The organism is Sinomonas flava (assembly GCF_039531875.1).
GTDB classification, from domain to species: Bacteria; Actinomycetota; Actinomycetes; order Actinomycetales; family Micrococcaceae; genus Sinomonas; species Sinomonas flava.
This window is the reverse complement of sequence record NZ_BAAAQW010000007.1, coordinates 25,955-43,406: the sequence shown is the minus strand read 5'-3', so window position 1 is coordinate 43,406 and position 17,452 is coordinate 25,955. Positions and strand designations below refer to the sequence as shown.

The 17,452-nt window shown below is 70.8% G+C and carries 16 protein-coding genes; 8 read left to right on the top strand and 8 right to left on the bottom strand.

All coding sequences use genetic code 11. From position 1 onward, the window contains the following. Window positions 1–3 precede the first annotated feature (3 nt). Window positions 4–1,113 (top strand): Gfo/Idh/MocA family protein, encoded by a 1,110-nt coding sequence (locus ABD298_RS13480; RefSeq protein WP_344300259.1) that lies wholly within the window; start codon window positions 4–6, stop codon window positions 1,111–1,113. 56 nt (window positions 1,114–1,169) lie between these two features. Further along, the gene (locus ABD298_RS13475) at window positions 1,170–1,853 is read left to right on the top strand and encodes a GntR family transcriptional regulator (protein WP_344300258.1); all 684 of its coding nucleotides are present in this window, start codon (window positions 1,170–1,172) and stop codon (window positions 1,851–1,853) included. A gap of 29 nt (window positions 1,854–1,882) precedes the next feature. Here ABD298_RS13475 and ABD298_RS13470 read toward each other — a convergent pair whose 3' ends face one another. Continuing rightward, a complete protein-coding gene (locus ABD298_RS13470; RefSeq protein ID WP_344300257.1) occupies window positions 1,883–2,623 on the bottom strand; it encodes a DsbA family oxidoreductase in 741 nt (246 codons plus the stop codon). A gap of 106 nt (window positions 2,624–2,729) precedes the next feature. Here ABD298_RS13470 and ABD298_RS13465 point away from each other — a divergent pair, with 106 nt between their 5' ends. Beyond that, a complete protein-coding gene (locus ABD298_RS13465) occupies window positions 2,730–3,221 on the top strand; it encodes a hypothetical protein (RefSeq protein ID WP_344300256.1) in 492 nt (163 codons plus the stop codon). A 243-nt stretch (window positions 3,222–3,464) separates the two neighbouring features. On the opposite strand, the gene aceB is transcribed toward ABD298_RS13465, so the two are convergent. Continuing rightward, entirely contained in the window at window positions 3,465–5,147 is a 1,683-nt protein-coding gene (gene aceB / locus ABD298_RS13460) for a malate synthase A (RefSeq protein ID WP_344300255.1), read from the bottom strand. A gap of 84 nt (window positions 5,148–5,231) precedes the next feature. Next, the gene (gene aceA / locus ABD298_RS13455; RefSeq protein WP_344300254.1) at window positions 5,232–6,566 is read right to left on the bottom strand and encodes an isocitrate lyase; all 1,335 of its coding nucleotides are present in this window, start codon (window positions 6,564–6,566) and stop codon (window positions 5,232–5,234) included. Between the two features lie 154 nt (window positions 6,567–6,720). On the opposite strand from aceA, the gene ABD298_RS13450 reads away from it, so the two are divergent. Continuing rightward, window positions 6,721–8,292: a helix-turn-helix domain-containing protein gene (locus ABD298_RS13450; RefSeq protein ID WP_425564415.1), complete on the top strand. Its 1,572-nt coding sequence runs from the start codon at window positions 6,721–6,723 to the stop codon at window positions 8,290–8,292. A 40-nt stretch (window positions 8,293–8,332) separates the two neighbouring features. Here the strand turns inward: ABD298_RS13450 and ABD298_RS13445 are convergent, their stop codons facing one another. The 4 genes from ABD298_RS13445 to ABD298_RS13430 all read right to left on the bottom strand — a co-directional run bounded on the left by ABD298_RS13445 (window position 8,333) and on the right by ABD298_RS13430 (window position 11,773). Next, complete coding sequence (locus tag ABD298_RS13445; RefSeq protein ID WP_208711503.1) at window positions 8,333–8,566, bottom strand: hypothetical protein; 234 nt, start codon at window positions 8,564–8,566, stop codon at window positions 8,333–8,335. A gap of 120 nt (window positions 8,567–8,686) precedes the next feature. Continuing rightward, window positions 8,687–9,637 (bottom strand): TAXI family TRAP transporter solute-binding subunit, encoded by a 951-nt coding sequence (locus ABD298_RS13440; RefSeq protein ID WP_344300252.1) that lies wholly within the window; start codon window positions 9,635–9,637, stop codon window positions 8,687–8,689. After that, window positions 9,630–11,090, bottom strand: a complete 1,461-nt coding sequence (locus ABD298_RS13435) for a sensor histidine kinase (RefSeq protein ID WP_344300251.1) — start codon at window positions 11,088–11,090, stop codon at window positions 9,630–9,632. Before ABD298_RS13435 ends, ABD298_RS13440 begins: the two co-directional genes overlap by 8 nt. Next, entirely contained in the window at window positions 11,087–11,773 is a 687-nt protein-coding gene (locus ABD298_RS13430) for a response regulator transcription factor (RefSeq protein WP_344300250.1), read from the bottom strand. The genes ABD298_RS13435 and ABD298_RS13430 overlap by 4 nt, the downstream gene beginning before the upstream one ends. A gap of 115 nt (window positions 11,774–11,888) precedes the next feature. Here ABD298_RS13430 and ABD298_RS13425 point away from each other — a divergent pair, with 115 nt between their 5' ends. The 3 genes from ABD298_RS13425 to ABD298_RS13415 all read left to right on the top strand — a co-directional run bounded on the left by ABD298_RS13425 (window position 11,889) and on the right by ABD298_RS13415 (window position 15,434). Beyond that, window positions 11,889–13,307, top strand: a complete 1,419-nt coding sequence (locus ABD298_RS13425; RefSeq protein WP_344300249.1) for an MFS transporter — start codon at window positions 11,889–11,891, stop codon at window positions 13,305–13,307. A 159-nt stretch (window positions 13,308–13,466) separates the two neighbouring features. Further along, window positions 13,467–14,159 carry a queuosine precursor transporter gene (locus tag ABD298_RS13420; protein WP_344300248.1) on the top strand — a complete coding sequence of 231 codons (693 nt, stop codon included), beginning with the start codon at window positions 13,467–13,469 and terminating at the stop codon, window positions 14,157–14,159. 45 nt (window positions 14,160–14,204) lie between these two features. Beyond that, window positions 14,205–15,434 carry an MFS transporter gene (locus tag ABD298_RS13415; protein ID WP_344300247.1) on the top strand — a complete coding sequence of 410 codons (1,230 nt, stop codon included), beginning with the start codon at window positions 14,205–14,207 and terminating at the stop codon, window positions 15,432–15,434. A gap of 22 nt (window positions 15,435–15,456) precedes the next feature. On the opposite strand, the gene tgt is transcribed toward ABD298_RS13415, so the two are convergent. Continuing rightward, window positions 15,457–16,773 (bottom strand): tRNA guanosine(34) transglycosylase Tgt, encoded by a 1,317-nt coding sequence (gene tgt / locus ABD298_RS13410; protein WP_344300246.1) that lies wholly within the window; start codon window positions 16,771–16,773, stop codon window positions 15,457–15,459. A 34-nt stretch (window positions 16,774–16,807) separates the two neighbouring features. On the opposite strand from tgt, the gene ABD298_RS13405 reads away from it, so the two are divergent. Then, the gene (locus tag ABD298_RS13405; protein ID WP_344300244.1) at window positions 16,808–17,383 is read left to right on the top strand and encodes a TetR/AcrR family transcriptional regulator; all 576 of its coding nucleotides are present in this window, start codon (window positions 16,808–16,810) and stop codon (window positions 17,381–17,383) included. The last annotated feature ends 69 nt before the right edge of the window (window positions 17,384–17,452 follow it).

Sequence of the window (17,452 nt, the reverse complement as noted above, 5' to 3'; positions counted from 1 at the left end):
GGTGTGTCCGGTGAACCTGCCCCGATCCGCGCCGTCCTCGTCGGCGCAGGAGCCATCGCCCGCTCCCACGCGAGGGCCATCGCGGCCACCCCAGGCGTGGAGCTGGCCGCGATCGTGAGCCGCGGGGCGTCGGGCGCACGAGTCCTGGCCGACGAGGTCGCGGCGTCCGGTTCCCGCCTGCCGCAGGCTGCGGGGAGCCTCGGCGAGGCGCTCGGCCGGGGCCGGGGCCGGGGCGCCGGGACGTCGGACGGCGCGACGCCGCTCGTCGTCGTCGCGACCCCGACCTCGTCCCACCTTGCCGTGGCTGCCGAGGCGCTGGCCGCAGGTGCCCACGTGCTCATCGAGAAGCCGCTCGACGTCGACCTGGACGCGGCGCGGGCGTTCGCCCGCGATGCGCGTGAGGCGGGGGAGTGCCGGGTGGTCTCCGTCGTGAGCCAGCACCGCTTCGACGCCGCGAGCCTCGCCGTGCGGGACGCTGTCCGCGCGGGCCGGCTGGGGACCGTGGCGTCCGCGGTCGCGACCGTCCCGTGGTGGCGCAGCGCGGCGTACTTCCAGGCCTCCCCGTGGCGCGGCACCTTCGCCGGCGACGGCGGCGGCGCACTCATGAACCAGGGCATCCACACCCTCGACCTCGTCGTGGCCCTCCTCGGCCGCCCGGTGGAGGTCATGGCGATGACGGCGCGGACGGTGCACGCCATCGAGGCCGAGGACACGGCGGGAGTGCTCCTCCGCTTCGAGTCGGGCGCGATCGCGACCGTCCACGCGAGCACCGCGGCGTATCCCGGCCTCGCGTCCCGCCTCCAGGTCTCGGGGAGCCTGGGATCGGCAGTGATCGAGAACGAGACCCTCGTCTACCTGCACACCGACTCCGCGCCGGATGCCCCGGACTACGGCCTGTACGGCGCTGGGAACCAGCTCGCCGGGGCGGCCGCGGCACCGCGGGCGGACCCCACCGAGTCGCCCGCGGGCCTCGCCCGCCAGTACGCGGACGTGGTCGGCGCCATCCGCACCAGGCGTGCGCCGGCCGTGACGGTCGACGCCGCGCTGCTCATCCTGGGCGTGGTCGAGGCGGCCTACCGCTCGGCGCGCGAACGCCGGGCCGTCGCGCTCTAGGAAGCCGCGGCGTCGTGCGCCCCGGCCGCCGATCCGCGCCTCGGTATATTTGATCTATGCCGATCACCAAGCGGGTTGAGCCTACGCTCCTGACCGATCAGGTCTACGCGACGATCCACGCTGCGATCCTGAGCGGAGACCTGCCTGCTGGGTCTCGGCTGACAGTCCGGGAGCTGGCCGAACAGGTCGGCACGAGTGCGATGCCGGTGCGCGAGGCGATCCGCCGGCTCGAAGAGTCGGGCATGGTCGAGCGGGAGCCGCACAAGGGTGCGGTGGTCAAGGCCCTCACGCTCCAGGAGCTCGTGCACGTCTACGACATCCGCAAGCTGCTCGAGGTCGAGGCGGCGCGCCTGGGGGCCCAGGGCATCAGCGCCGAGGACTGCGACCGGATGCAGGATGAGTACGACCTCATGCTCGCCGCAATCCGCGAGCACCGCGTGCCGGACCTCCTGGACCACGACGAGGCACTGCTCACGATCCTGTACCGCGCCTCCGGAAACCCGCTCCTCGTCCGGATGGTCCAGAACCTCTGGCAGCAGTGCCGCCCCTACAAGCTCGTGGGCGCGCAGGGCACGTTGGACACGGCCGGCGACGACTCGCTGTGGCGCTACCAGCAGGAGCTCATCGCCGCGGCGCGGAGCCAGGACCCGGCCGCCGCGGCGTCGGTGAACAACGCGTCGCTCGTGGACGCCACCGAGCGGATCCGGGCCCTCCTCGCGGCCCAGGGCCGCCAGTCCTAGCGGGGCCGCCGGTTTCACCGGCCGCCGGCTCAGAGGCAGCCGTCCGGGCCGCACACCTCTCCGCCGAGGCTCTCGGCGTCGTCCCTGACGCCCGGGCCTGCGGGCTGACCGACCATCACGAGGGGATTCGCCTCGCGCCACGCGGTCTGGAGCGCCTGGGTGAAGAGCTCGGCGGGCTGGGCGCCGGAGACGCCGTACTTGCTGTCCAGGACGAAGAACGGCACGCCCTGGATGCCCAGCGCGCGGGCCTGGCTGATGTCTGCGCGGACAGCGTCGCGGTACGTGCCGGCGTCGAGCGCCGCGGAGATCTCCGCACTCCCGAGCCCGGCCTCAGTCCCGACCGCCATCAGGACCTTGCGGGAGCCGATGTCGAGGCCCTGCTCGAAGTGGGCCGAGAGCAGGGCCTCCTTGACCGAGTCGGCCATGGCGTTCCCGCCGCGGGCCTTGGCGAGGTGGATGAGCTCGTGGCCGGAGAACGAGTTGGCAACCACGACCCGGTCGAAGTCGTAGTGGAGGCCCTCCCCGGAGGCGACCTCCGCAACGTGGTCGAACATCTGCTGAACGCGCGCGGCCGGCACGCCCTTGCGGGTGCTCAGGTAGTCGAGTTCGGTGCCGTCGTAGTGCTCGGGGAGCGTGGGGTCGAGCTGGTAGCTGTGCCAGGTGACCGTGATCTGGTCCTTGTGGGGGAAGGCAGCCAGGGCCTTCTCGAAGCGGCGCTTGCCGATGAAGCACCAGGGGCAGGCAATGTCGGACCAGATGTCAACGTTCATGAAAGCTTCAAGTTCTCCTCGGCCCAGAGTATTCCAACTCTTCTACGTCTTGTAGAAAAGTGGGAGAATGGTGCTGCCCGGAAGGGCATCGAAGGAGATGAGGGCAATGACAACCCTGACGAGGAACTGGCTGGGACGGGCCGCTGCAGCCGCGGGCCTTGCCGCCCTCGGCGTCTTCGCGGCGGTCTTCTTCGTGGCAGCCGAAGCGACGCGGGCCTGGGTCTACACGGCCGGCTTCCTCGTGGCACTGGGCGCGGTGGTCCTCGCGGCGGCCGCGCGGCTCCGGGAGCACCGGGAGAGGCCGACGCTCAGGCCCCTCACCCGGCTCGGATGGTGGGCCGTGGGGCTCGCCGCCGGGGGAGCGGTCCTGCTCGTCGGCGGCCCGCTGCTCATGCGCCTCTTCGTGGCGGCGACCGAGACGGCCTTCGTGCCCGCCTCCCCGGCGCTCCTGGCCCTGGGGGCCATGCTCGCCGCGGGAATCGTGGCCGCGACTGCGTGGTTCCGCCGCGCCGAGCGGTCCCTGCTGGTGCTGCTGACGATCGTCCCCGCGCTGTTCGCGCTCTACTTCATGGTCGGCGAGTTCGTCTTCCCGCACTAGCAGCCTACGCACGACGGCGCCGCCCGCCTCTCGGGGGCGGCGCCGTCGTCGCTGCAGGTGGGATGAGTTGAGGGGCCCCATGTCCGCGCAGCACCACTACGCGGGAGGCCCCTCAACGGTGTTCCCGGATGTCCCGCCCCCGGCCTTCGGGGTGCCTGTTGCGATGGAAGCGCGCGGGATCCGGGAGATTCATTGGGCCCGGGTTTCGACTTCGCTCAACCAGCGGGCCCCAGCGGGCGCAGGCTAGGCCGCGGCGAACTGCCGCTCAGGCAGGCCGGCCTCGAACTCGTCCTCCTTGCCCGCGGTCTCGCACAGGAAGCGCGCGTAGGCCGGCATAGTCAGGAAGGTCGGGAACTCGGCACCGAGGGCGCACTCCTCGAACAGCTCGCGGGCGTCGCGGAAGCGGTCGCCGTCGAAGCGCTCGAGCTTGGCGAACTCCTCGTCGAGGATCTCCTCGACCCACTGGCGGGTCACGATCTCCCCCTGGTCTGTGATGGCCCGGGAGTAGATCCACTGCCAGATCTGCGAGCGGGAGATCTCCGCGGTCGCTGCGTCCTCCATGAGGTTGTGGATCGCGACCGCGCCGGAGCCCCGCAGCCACGCCTCGATGTAGCGGATGCCGACTTCGATGTTGTTGCGGATCCCGCCCTCGGTGATGGTGCCCTGGCACGTGCTCAGGTCGATGAGCGCGCGGTCATCCGGTGTGACGTCCTCACGGAGCCGGTCGATCTGGTTCGGCCTGTCGCCCAGCACGGAGTCGAACACCTCGCGCGCCACGGGCACCAGGTCCGGGTGCGCGACCCACGAGCCGTCGAAGCCGTCGTGGGCCTCGCGCTGCTTGTCGGCGCGGACCTTCTCGAAGGCGGTCGCGTTGATCTGCGGGTCCTTGCGGTTGGGCACGAAGGCGGCCATGCCGCCGATCGCCATGGCACCGCGGCGGTGGCACGCACGCACGAGCTGCTCGGTGTAGGCCCGCATGAACGGCTGCGTCATGGTCACCTGGGAGCGGTCCGGGGTCACGAAGCGCGGCCCGCGGGTGCGGAAGTTCTTGATGATCGAGAAGATGTAGTCCCAGCGGCCCGCGTTGAGGCCCGCGGCATGGTCGCGCAGCTCGAAGAGGATCTCCTCCATCTCGAAGGCGGCCGTGATCGTCTCGATGAGCACCGTCGCGCGGATGGTGCCCTGGGGGATGCCGAGCAGGTCCTGGGCCAGGACGAAGATGTCGTTCCAGAGCCGGGCCTCGAAGCGGTTCTCGATCTTCGGCAGGTAGAAGTACGGGCCGTGGCCGAGGGAGAGCAGGCGCTTGGCGTTGTGGAAGAAGAACAGGCCGAAGTCCACGATCCCGCCCGCGATCGGCCTGCCGTCCACGAGCATGTTCTTCTCGGGCAGGTGCCAGCCGCGGGGGCGCACGACGATGGTCGGGCGCTCGGCGAACGGACGGAGCCGGTACTCCTTACTCTTTGAGCCCTCAGTGAGCGTGAAGTCGATGCGGTCCTCGAGCGCGTCGATGAGGTTGATCTGGCCGCGGATCACGTTGCGCCACGACGGCGTCTGGGAGTCCTCCATGTCAGCCAGCCAGACCTTAGCCCCCGAGTTGAGCGCGTTGATCGTCATCTTCCGGTCCACCGGGCCGGTGATCTCGACGCGGCGGTCGGTCAGGCCGGGTGCCGGCGGGGCAACGCGCCAGTTCGGGTCGTTGCGGATCTCGGCGGTCTCGGCGGGGAAGCGCGGGTCGACACCCTTCGCGATCTCGGCGCGCCGCGCATGGCGCGCTTCGAGGAGCTCCTGGCGGCGCTCGGCCGTGGCCCGGTGGAGGTGCGCGACGAACTCGAGGGCGTCCGGGGTGAGGATCTCGTTCTGGCGGGCCATCGGCTGGGCCGTGAGGGTCACGCCGTTGATCGTGAAGTTGTCGGTGAACGTGTTCATGGGAGGTCTCCTGGGTGATGTACGACGCCGGGTGGGCCGGGAAGCGGCCCCGGCCCACCGGCGTCGTCGGACTGTGCCGAATCGTTAGTGGAACTGGCCCTCTTCGGTGGATCCCACGAGGGCGAGAGTGCTGGCGTTCGGGTTCAGCGCCGTGGAGACCAGATCGAAGTAGCCGGTGCCCACTTCGCGCTGGTGCTTGGTTGCGGTGTAGCCGCGGTCTTCGGAGGCGAACTCGCGCTCCTGGAGGTCGACGTAGGCGCTCATGCCGTTGCGGGCGTAGCCGTGGGCGAGATCGAACATCGAGTAGTTGAGGGCGTGGAAGCCAGCCAGGGTGATGAACTGGAACTTGAAGCCCATCGCGCCGAGCTCGCGCTGGAACTTGGCGATCGTGTCGTTGTCCAGGTGCTTCTTCCAGTTGAACGACGGCGAGCAGTTGTAGGCGAGCATCTGGTCCGGGTACTCGGCCTTGACGGCCTCGGCGAACTTGCGGGCCAGGGCGAGGTCCGGCGTTCCGGTCTCCATCCAGATGAGGTCGGAGTACGGGGCGTAGGCCTTGGCGCGGGCGATGCACGGCTCGACGCCGTTCTTGACCCGGTAGAAGCCCTCGGCCGTCCGCACCGGCTGTCCCTCTTCGCGGAGGATGAACTCGCGGTCCCGCTCGTCCACATCTGTCGTGATGAGCGTCGCGGCCTCGGCATCGGTGCGGGCGATGATGACGCTCGGCACGCCGGCAACGTCGGCGGCGAGCCGAGCAGCATTGAGGGTGCGGATGTGCTGCTGGGTGGGGATGAGGACCTTGCCGCCGAGGTGGCCGCACTTCTTCTCCGAGGCGAGCTGGTCCTCCCAGTGCACGCCTGCTGCGCCGGCCTGGATCATGGACTTCATGAGCTCGTAGGCGTTGAGCGGGCCGCCGAAGCCGGCCTCCGCGTCGGCGACGATCGGGACCAGCCAGTCCTCGACCGTCTGCTTGCCCTCGGAGAACTCGATCTGGTCAGCCCGCTGGAGCGCGTTGTTGATGCGCCGCACGACGGCGGGCACGGAGTTCGCGGGGTAGAGCGAGTGGTCGGGGTAGGTGTTGCCCGAGAGGTTCGCGTCGGCCGCAACCTGCCAGCCCGAGAGGTAGATGGCCTTGAGGCCGGCCTTGACCTGCTGGACGGCCTGGTTGCCCGTGAGGGCACCGAGGGCGTTGATGTAGCCGGTACCGTTCTCGCGGCCCTCCGTCACAGCCTTCCACAGCTTCTCGGCGCCGCGGCGGGCCAGCGTGTTCTCCTCCGGAACGCGGCCGCGGAGGCGGATGACGTCCTCGGCCGAGTAGTCGCGGGTGAGGCCTTCCCAGCGGGGGTCGGCGGACCACTCGAGCTTCAGGGCCTCGGCCTGCTGCTCGAGGGACTGGCTCTGGGGCTCGAACTCTGCGGTCATGGCGGGTCTCCTTCGACTCTGTGCGGTGATGGTGCGGCAGTGGTTTCGGCTTCGCTCAACCACCGTGGGTTTCGCTCAACCACCGTGCTGTTCTTCGTGAGAACAACTTTTCCGTGTCTGCAACCCCGACAACAGGGAAAAACGCTGGAAAGAAATGCCAATCTTCACGTATTCTCAAGAAATGCCGCGTTCGACGTCGCCCGCCCCCGCCCGCACGCAGCCCCCCGCCGGGTGGGGCCGCCCCGCTGAGGCGCCCGCCGCCGTCGTGCGCCGGGCCGGGACCGCCGCGCCCGAGGCGGGCGTCGACGTCATTGCGCTCGGCCGGCGAGTGCGCCACCTGAGGAAGGCCGCCGGTCTCACGCTCGACGACCTGGGCGCCGCGGTGGGCGCGGCCGCGAGCCAGCTCAGCCTCATTGAGAACGGCAAGCGCGAGCCCAAGCTCAGCCTGCTCCAGCAGCTCGCGGGTGCCCTCGGCGTGGGAGTGGACGCGCTCCTCGGCGCCGAGCCTCCGAGCCGCCGCGCCGCCCTCGAGATCGAGCTCGAGCGCTACCAGCGCAGTCCCCTCTACGAGAACCTCAACCTGCCCAAGATCCGCGTTTCCTCACGCCTGCCGCTGGACGTGCTCGAGTCCCAGCTGGGGCTGCTGCGCGAGCTCGAGCGCAAGATGAACGAGCAGGTCGCCACGCCGGAGGAGGCCCGACGGGCGAACGGCGAGCTGCGCAAGATGATGCGCGAGCGAGGCAACTACTTCCCCGAGTACGAGGCGGAGGCGCAGAAGGTCCTCGCCCAGGTCGGCTACACGTCGGGGCCGCTGAGCCAGCACACGATCTCGGACATCGCCACGCACCTGGGCTTCACCCTGTACCACGTGGGGGACCTGCCCCACTCGACGCGGTCCGTCACCGACCTGAAGAACCGCAGGATTTACCTGACGCACAACCAGCGGTCCGACCACGACCCCCGTTCGGTGCTCCTCCAGGCCCTCGGGCACTACGTCCTCGGGCACGAGACCCCGCGCTCCTATGGGGACTTCCTCGCCCAGCGCGTCGCGACCAACTACTTCGCCGCGGCGCTCCTCCTCCCCGAGAAGGCCACGGTCGAGTTCCTGCAACGGGCCAAGGCCGCCAAGGAGATCTCGGTGGAGGACCTGCGCGACTCGTTCGCGGTGAGCTACGAGACGGCCGCGCACCGCTTCACGAACCTCGCCACCCAGCACCTCGGCCTCACCACGCACTTCCAGAAGACCCACCAGTCCGGGATCATCTACAAGGCGTACGAGAACGACGGCGTCAACTTCCCGATGGACCACACCGGCGCGATCGAGGGACAGCCCTCGTGCAAGGCCTGGACGAGCCGTGCCGTCTTCGACGTGCCGGACAAGTTCAGCTCCTACAGCCAGTACACCGACACGGTCACGGGCACGTTCTGGTGCACGGCCCGGACAGAGCGCAGCGCGAGCGGGGAGTTCTCCCTGAGCATCGGCGTCCCGTACCAGCACGTGAAGTGGTTCCGGGGGAGGGAGACGACGGCGCGCGCCGTCTCACGCTGCCCCGACCCGGACTGCTGCCGGCGGCCGCCCATGGAGCTCAGCGACCACTGGGCCGGCTACGCCTGGCCGTCGGCGCGAGCGCACTCGCACCTGCTCGCAGCCATGCCGCCGGGGGCGTTCCCGGGTGTGGACGAGACCGAGGTCTACTCGTTCCTCGAGGCCCATTCGGGCGCCTGAGCGGACCGGGAAGGGTATCCGGGGGCGGGAACGCCGGAGCTCAGCCGGGGAACGGCGCGGCCGGGATGTCCGCCTTGCCGTCGTGGTCGCCGTCGCCGTAGGCCCGCATCGCGATGCGCTCCGCGAGTTCCTCGTTCATCTCGTAGGGGGGAACCTGCCGGAACGCATGGACCTCGCGCTTGCCGGGCTTCTGCCTTGCCTCGGCCGTCGCACCCGTTTCCGACACGGGCTGGGCTTCGTGATCGGAATCCGTGCGCTTCTTGAACAGGCTCATCCTGACCTCCCGTAGGTGGATCACATCACCTTTTCACGATACGCCGGGGGACTGGGAAGTCTAGGGGAGCATGGCCGTGATGCCCCGGGCCGCCGTCCCGCGGCGTGGGCAGCCGCAGTCTCAGCCGTGGAACGCGCGGTACGCCGCTTCCGCCGCCGGGTGCAGGGGGATGCCGCTGGTGTTGATGAGGGTCTCCGGGCTCAGGAACTGCACACCGAGGCTCGAGGCCGGCACGAGCTCGTTTGCGTGCTGCAGCAGCAGGTCCACGGTCGCGCGGACCACCTCCGCGCCGAGGTCCTCGCGGCAGAGCAGCAGGTTGGCGACTCCCACCGTCCACGCGGCGGGGATGCCCTGGTAGCTGTCCTCCTGGACCAGCACCCGGTCGTAGAAGCCGCCGTAGGCTGCCCGGATCGCCGGGATCAACGGGGAGAGGTCCAGCAGGCGCAGGCTCACCTCCTTCGTCGCCGCGGCGATCGCGGCGGTCGGGACCCCGCCGGACCAGAAGAGCGCCTCAACGCTTCCGCTCCGCAGCGCGGCAAGCCCCTGGTTCAGCCCGAGCGGCATCGCGCGGACGGTGATTCCCGCGGCGTCGAGCAGGCGGTGGGCCGTGAGCGACGTCCCGGAGCGCGGATCGCCGACCGCGACCGCGTTCCCCGCGAGATCCGCCACCGCCGCGATGCCGCTGTCGGTGCGCACCACGCAGTGGACGTAGTTCTCGTACACCTTGCCGAGGGCGGCCATCCCCCCGCCGCGCTGGACCGCGGCGTCTGCGAGGGCGATGGCCAGGGTGGCCTCCCCGCGGGCGAGCCGGTCCATGTTGTCCAGGCTGCCGCCGGTCTCGAGGGCTGACGCGTCCGCCGCCACGCCGTGGCGACGGAGGGAGCCCGCGAGGAGGGTCGCGAACTCGAGATAGAAGCCGCCGGGCTCCCCGCCCGCGACGGTCATCGTCCCGCCCGGCGGGTTCGGGCCGCAGCCGGCGGCCGGGAGGACGGCTCCGGCGAGGGCCGCCGCGAGCCCCGCGCGGAGGGCAGTCCGGCGGCTCGGGAAGCCTCCTGAGGCGGAATCAGGCATCGGTGGCCTCCACGCCGCCGTGCGGGAGGGCGCCGTCGTGCGCGGCAGTGGCTGCGGCGGGGAACTCGACCCGGGCGACGAGGCCGTGCGGCTCGGCGGCGGCGAGGACGAGCCGCCCGCCGTTTGCACCGGCGAGCCGCTCCACGATGGTGAGACCGAGCCCCGTGCCCCGGGTGTCCCGGTTGCGCGGGGACCGCCAGAAGCGGGTCGTCGAGGAGGCGAGCTCCTCGGGGGAGAGGCCGGGACCGTCGTCGGCCACCTCGATGGCCACCGCGCCGCCCCGGGATGCGGCGCTGACCCGGATGCGGGCGCCGGGGGCGTACTTGACGCCGTTCTCGAGGAGCTCGCCGACCATGTCCGCGAGGTCCGAGCTGTTGCACACGAGCCGCAGCGGCGGGACGGGGGCATCCGCGAGCACGAGCCGTGTCCCGGTCTGGGCGGCGGCGGGCGCGGCCCGCTCGACGGCCTCCTGGAGCACCGTCCAGGGATCCAGGAGCGCTGCGCGCTCGCCGAATGAGGCGCCCGCGCCGCCGGGCCCGGAGCCCTCGTGGACCCTGTGCTCGGCGGCGGCGAGGCGCAGCAGCCCGTCCAGGATCTCCTCGACGTGCTCGAGCTCGTTCGTCACGCCCGCCGCCGCGGCCCGCTGGGACGGGGTCGTGAGCTCGAGAGCGAGGAGGTCCGCCCGCAGGCGCAGCGCGCCTATGGGGTTGCGGAGCTGGTGGGAGGCATCCGCGATGAGCTGCCGCTGGGCCTCCATGCTCGCTCCGACGTGCTCTGCCATCGCCGAGAAGGCCTGGCTGAGCTCCTGCAGCTCGGGAGGGCCCTCCCCGCGCAGCCGGGTGGCGCGCCCGGACTGCTCGAAGTCGGCGACGGCGGCCGTGAGCCGGTGCACGGGCCGCAGCACCCAGACGGTGGCCCGCTCGGCGCCGACGATGAGGAGCGCCCACCCCGCCAGCGCCCCGAGGCCCACGAGGAGCCAGCGCTCGCGCAGCTTCTGCTCGGCCGCGCCCAGATCGACGTCCAGCACCGCCTCGCCGAGCACCTGGCTCGCCGTCCCGAAGGAGCGGGCGACCACCTCGGACCGCGGGCCGAACGGCCGCACGGGCTCGAGTGTCGTGTCGCTGAGGTTGAGCCGGGCACGGCCGAGCGCATCGCGCACGTCCGGGCGGTCGGGGCTGAGGCCGCCGGAGGCCAGCGTGGCCTGCGGGGTGCGGATGACGATCCCCTCGCCGTAGAGCGCCGAGTACCGGTCCATCTCGCGCTGGAGCTGGGACGTCTCCCCGGACACCACCGCGTCATCCGCGACCTGCGCGAACCGGTTGAGCGCCGCGACGCGATTGATCTGCAGTTCCTGGGTCAGCTCGCGGCTGACGGAGGCGAGGATCGAGGCGGAGACCACGGCGACGATGAGGATCGAGAACAGGCTCAGGATGCCCAGCACCCGCAGCCTCACGCGGTCGTCCCCTGGCCCGGGGCGCCGCTCTCGATCCGGTACCCCACGCCGCGGACGTTGATGATGAACCCCGGCAGCCCGAGCTTGGACCGCAGGCCGCTCAGGTGGACGTCGAGGGAGCGTGAGCTGGCGAGGAACGCGTCCCCCCAGAGCGCGTCGAGGATCTGCTCCCGTGTCACGACCGAGCCGGCGTGCCTTGCCAGGAGCGCGAGGAGCTCGAACTCGGTCGCGGTGAGGTTCAGCTCCCGGGGCCCGACGGCGGCCACTCGCCGGTCGAGATCGACGCTCACCTCGCCGGCCTGGAGCCGGTGCGGCTCGGTGCCGCCGCCGCGGGCCGTGCGGCGGGCCACCGCTTCGATGCGGGCGAGCAGCTCGATGAGCTTGACCGGCTTGACGAGGTAGTCGTCCGCACCGGAGCGGAGGCCGAGGACCACGCTGCGCTCGTCGTCGCGCGCGGTGAGGATGAGGATGGGCGCGCCGGTGACCTGGCGCAGCTTGCGGAGCACCTCGAGGCCGTCCATGTCGGGCAGGCCGAGGTCGAGCAGGATCATGTCGTGCTCGCGGTGCGCGAGGAGGGCGTCCGCCCCGCGGCCCACGCGGGCCGCCTGATGCCCCGCGGAGCGGGCGGAGGCCAGCAGCGCGGAGGCCATCGCGTCGTCGTCCTCGACGATCAGCACCCGCATTGCCATTCCCTCCGCATCCCCGCCCGAGACTATCCGAGCCGAAGACTTAAGGAACTGTTAGGAATGCCCCCTCCGGCTTGGGGCCGTGTCCCGCGTCACCCTAGCGTCGGTGTCCATGAGCATCACACACCCCGGGTCTTCGAGCAGCGCTGCTCAGACCAGGCGAGCCATCGCCAACACCCTCAAGGGCTCCGCAGGGAACCTCATCGAATGGTACGACCTCTACGTCTACGCGGCGTTCTCGGCGTACTTCGCGAGCTACTTCTTCAACGCCAAGGATCCTGCCCAGGCGCAGATCGATGCGTACCTCACGTTCGCGCTCACCTTCCTCATGCGTCCCGTCGGCTCGTGGTTCTTCGGCCGCTATGCGGACCGCCACGGCCGCCGCGCCGCCCTGACGCTCAGCGTGAGCCTCATGGGCGTCGGCTCGCTGCTCGTCGCGGTGCTGCCCGGCACCGCCCAGATCGGCGTGTGGTCCACCGTCCTCATGTACGCGTCGCGCCTGCTGCAGGGCTTCTCCGTGGGCGGCGAGTACGGCACGAGCGCCACCTATATGTCCGAGGTGGCGACCGCGAAGCGCCGCGGATTCTTCTCGAGCTTCCAGTACGTGACGCTTGTCGGCGGGCAGGTCCTCGCGCTCCTCTCGCTCGTGATCCTCCAGTCCACGCTCGGCGAGGCCGACCTCAAGGCGTGGGGCTGGCGCATCCCGTTCGCGATCGGCGCCGTCGCCGCCCTGATCGTCCTGTGGCTGCGCCGCACGATGGACGAGACCATCTCCAAGGAGCAGGTCGCCGCCGCGAAGGGCCACGGCTCGGCGTCCGGCGAGGGGGGCGAATTCGAGGCGGTCCAGCCCGGAACGCTCAAGCTCCTCTTCACCAAGCACTGGAAGCCGTTCGCCGTCGTCGTGTTCCTGACCATGGGCGGCACGTGCGCGTTCTACCTCTACACGACCTACATCCTGAGCTTCATGAACAACGTCTCGGGCATCCCGAAGACGCAGACCTCGGTGATCAACTTCTGGGCGCTGTTCGTGTTCATGCTCCTGCAGCCGGTGTTCGGGCTGCTCTCGGACAAGCTCGGCCGCCGGCCGCAGCTGATCGTGTTCGGCGTCCTCGGCGCCATCTTCACCTGGCCGATCATGTCCACCCTCGCCGGGGTCAAGGACCCGATGATCGCGTTCCTGCTCATGCTCGCGGGCCTTGTCATCGTGGTGAACTACACCTCGATCAGCGCCCTGGTGAAGGCCGAGCTCTTCCCGTCCTCCGTCCGCGCCCTCGGCGTGGGCCTGGGCTACGCCGTGGCGAACTCGCTGTTCGGCGGCACGGTGCCGTTCATCGGCGAGTGGCTCTCCAGCGCCGGGCACAAGGAGTGGCTGTTCACCTACGTGACCATCACCATCGTGATCTCGCTCGTGGTGTACATCTTCTTCCTGCCGAACAAGAAGCACACCCCGCTCGACACCGAGTTCGGCGCGGCGTTCGGCACGCCCGCCACCGCGGACGACGACGGCCGCGAACCTTCCCGCGTCAGCTGACCCGGCGCGCCCCGCGCCCCCGCGCCCCGCGCCCCGCGCCCCGCGCCCCCGCCCCGTCTGGGGGTCACCTCCTGAGGGTCGCGTCCTGTTGGTCTATGTCCTGTCATTGACCAACAGGACGTGACCCTTAGACGGGGGAGAGGTGGGAGAATACTGGCCGTGAAGTCCCCCGCACGCTACGCGTCCATCGGCAGCCCCTTCTTCGCCGTGTTCCTCGCGGCCATGGCCGTGATCCTCATCCTGAGCAACATCGGAGCCTCGAAGGGCGTCCAGCTCGGCCCGATCATCACCGACGGCGGCTTCTTCCTGTTCCCGCTCGCGTACATCCTCGGCGATGTGGTGAGCGAGGTGTACGGCTTCCGGGCCGCGCGGACCGCCATCGTGACGACCTTCTCGCTCTCGCTCTTCGCCTCGGCCTGCTACTGGGCCATCATCGCCCTGCCCGGGTTCGACGACGAGTTCGGCGCCGCGAAGCAGGCCGCCCTCGAGGGCGCGCTGGGCCCGGTGCCGCAGATCGTCGTCGGCTCCCTCCTCGCGTTCCTCGCGGGCCAGCTGACCAACTCCTGGATCCTCGTGAAGATGAAGGCGCGGGTGGGCGAGCGCACGCTGTGGGCCCGCCTCATGGGCTCCTCCGTGGCTGGCGAGTTCATCGACACGCTCATCTTCTGCGCCGTCGCGGCCCCCGTCATCGGAATCGCGGACGTCGGCGCGTTCGCCAACTACGTCCTGGTCGGGTTCGTCTACAAGACCGGGGTCGAGTTCCTCTTCGTCCCGGTCACCTCCCTCGTGATCCGGCGGGTGAAGCGCCTCGAGCCGAGCTACGCCGTTGCGACCGAAGGTGTCCACGCCTAGTACGCCCTTTCGGCCACGGACCGTCCGCGTGATACGAACATGGGGATGACCCCCCGTCCCAGCCCCGCCTCCGCTGCCGCCCGCCCACCCCGCCGGACCGCCGGCGTCGGGCTGCTCCTGGTCTCGATCGGCCTCATCGCCCTGACCATGCGCGGCCCCTTCGTCGCGGTGGCCCCCGTGGTGCGCCACCTCGAGGACGAACTGGGCCTCTCGGCGTGGGAGCTCGGGCTGCTGACGGGCATCCCCGTCCTGTGCTTCGCCCTCGCCTCACCGCTCGCCTCCCTCTCCGCCCGGCGCCTCGGGGCGGAGGTGGCGGTGACGCTGAACCTCCTCGGCGTGCTGGCCGGCGTCGTGCTCCGCTCGCTGGACGGCACGGTTGTGACGATGCTCGGCACGGTCCTCCTCGGTGTCGCCATCACGGTCGGCAACATCGCCGTCCCGCTCATCATCCGGCGCGACTTCACCCCCGGCCGCCAGGGCATGGCGATGGGCGTCTACACGGCCGCGCTCAACGTCGGCTCGTTCGTGACCTCCGTGGCGTCGGCACCTCTGGCGGATGCGTGGGGCTGGCGCTTGTCGCTCGCCTCCAGTGCCCTCTTCGCGGTCGTCGCCCTCGTGTTCTGGGCGGCCGCAGTGGGGGTGCGCCGCGCGGCCGTTCCCGAACCGGTGGCCGCAGAGGGAAACAGGACGCACGACGGCGGCCGCCGCCGGGGCGTCGCTGTCACCGCTGCGCTCGTGGTCGGCTTCGGCGGCCAGGCCTTCTCCTACTACGGCGTCACCGCATGGCTGCCGAGCCTCCTGTCCGACGAGCTCGGGCTGTCCTCCACGTCAGCCGGCGCCGGGGCGTCGCTGTTCCAGATCCTCGCCATCGTCGGCGCGCTCGGCACGCCGCTCCTGGCCCGGCGTGCCGGGACCATGGCGGCCGTCGTGACGCTCGGCGTGCTGTGGCTCGCGGTGCCGGTGGGGCTTCTGGCCGCGCCAGGCCTGTGGGCGGTGTGGTCCTCGCTGGGCGGGGCCGCGCAGGGCGGCGGCATCACCTTGATCTTCAGCGCCATCCTCGCGATCGCCCGGGACCAAGCCTCTGCGGGACGCATGTCCGCGATCGTGCAGGGGGTCGGCTACGGGTTCGGGGCGGTGGCGCCCACGCTCATCGGGTCCGTCCACGCCGCGGCAGGGTCGTGGACGCCGCCGCTGCTCATGGTGCTCGGGTCGGTCCTGTGCTTCGCCGTCGGGACGTTCGCGGGCCTGCGGATGGCCGCCCACCGGCGAGGCTGAGCCGGGCACGCGTCGTCGTGCGTCAGGGGCCGTAGTAGCGGCCGAGCGTCTCGGCCTTGAAGTCGTAGAAGGTGCCGTCCTCGATCGCCCGGCGCGCGTCGTCGACCATCCGGACCACGAACCGCTCGTTGTGGATCGAGATGAGGGTGTGCGAGAGCATCTCGGAGGCCTTGAAGAGGTGCCGGATGTACGCGCGGGAGTAGTTGGCGCACGTGTAGCAGTCGCAGCCGTCCTGCAGAGGGCCCCAGTCCCGCTTGTACTTGGCCCCGGAGAGGTTGAGCCGTCCCTCGGCGGTGTAGAACGCGGAGTTGCGGGCCACGCGGGTGGGGGAGACGCAGTCGAACGTGTCGGCGCCGGCCTCGATGGCCACGAAGATGTCGTCCGGCTCGGAGATGCCCAGCAGGTGGCGCGGCTTGTCCTCGGGAAGCGCCTCGGAGCACCAGCCCACGATCGTGCCGAGGTTCTCCTTCTCGAGCGCGCCGCCGATCCCGAAGCCGTCGAACGGCATCGCGCCGAGGTCACCGCACGCCTTGCGGCGCAGGTCCTCGTACTGCGCGCCCTGGATGACCCCGAAGAGCGCCTGGTACGGCTTGCCGACGCGCTCGTCGGTCAGCCGGAAGTGCTCGGCGACGCAGCGCTCGGCCCACTTCCGCGTGCGCTCGAGCGCCTCCTCCTGGTACCGGCGCGAGTTGTGCAGGGTGGTGAGCTCGTCGAACGCGAACATGATGTCCGCGCCGATCTGGTGCTGGACCTGCATGGAGATCTCGGGGGTGAACCGGTGCCTGTCCCCGTTGAGGTGGCTCTTGAACCACACGCCGTCGTCGTCGATGTGGGCGAGGCGCTCTTTGCCGGGCGCCACGGCATCGTCGGCCCCCGCCTTGGAGGGCGCCGTGGCGTCCCTCTGCGGGCCCGTCATGTCGATGACCTTCTTGAACCCCGACCCCAGGCTCATGACCTGGAACCCGCCTGAGTCTGTAAACGTGGGCCCGGGCCAGTTCATGAAGCGGCCGAGCCCGCCGGCCTCGTCGAGGATGTCCGCGCCCGGCTGCAGGTACAGGTGGTACGCGTTCGCGAGGAGCGCCTGCGCGCCGAGCTCCGCCATGGACTCCGGCAGGACGGCCTTGACCGTAGCCTTGGTGCCCACGGCGATGAACGCCGGCGTCTGGATGGTCCCGTGCGGGGTCGTGATGGTGCCGGTGCGGCCGAGTGCCGGCGCGCCGTCCCCACCCTCGAGGCGGGTGCCGACCCCGAAGGAGAACTCGGACTGGCGCGGATGGGCTGCGGCGGCGGACGACGGCGCCGGGGCGGCTTCGGGGGCGACGGGAGCGGAGTCTGGCACCCGTCCAGTCTGCCACCCGCCCGATAATGGGTGGATGCCGAAGATCTCCGCCCCCTCCGTCCCGGAGCACCGCGAGGCCCAGCGGGCGGCGCTCATCGCGGCCGCCGAGGCGATCCTCCTCGCCGAGGGCGTCGCCGGGGTGGGCCCCCGCAGCGTCACCGAGCGCGCCGGACTGGCCCGGTCCAGTTTCTACGACTACTTCCCCTCGAAGAACGAACTCCTGGTCGCCGTCGCCACCAAGGCCTTCGAGCAGTGGCGCCGGGAGATCGAGGCCGAGCTGGCGCGATGGGCTCCGGGGACGGAGCGGCTCAAGGCGTACATCGCCACGACGCTGCGGATGGCCGCCGACGGCAAGCACGACCTCGCCGCGGTCCTCCAGCAGGCAGAGCTCACGCCAAGCCGGCATGAGGACATCCGTGCTCTCCATGACGCGCTCTTCGCGCCGCTCGCCGCCACGCTCGCCGAACTCGGCCTCACCGACAGCCATTCGTGGGCCGCGCTCATCGAGGGCACCCTCAACGGCGCCCTCAAGCTCATCGACCACGGGGCGGACCACGAGGCGGTCGCTGCCGCCGTCCAGGCCTTCGTCCTGGAGGGCCTGCCCCGCTGACGCCCGGCCAGGGGACACGGGGCTGATTTGTGCGCACCGATGTTTCCGACGTACTGTCGGAATGTTTCC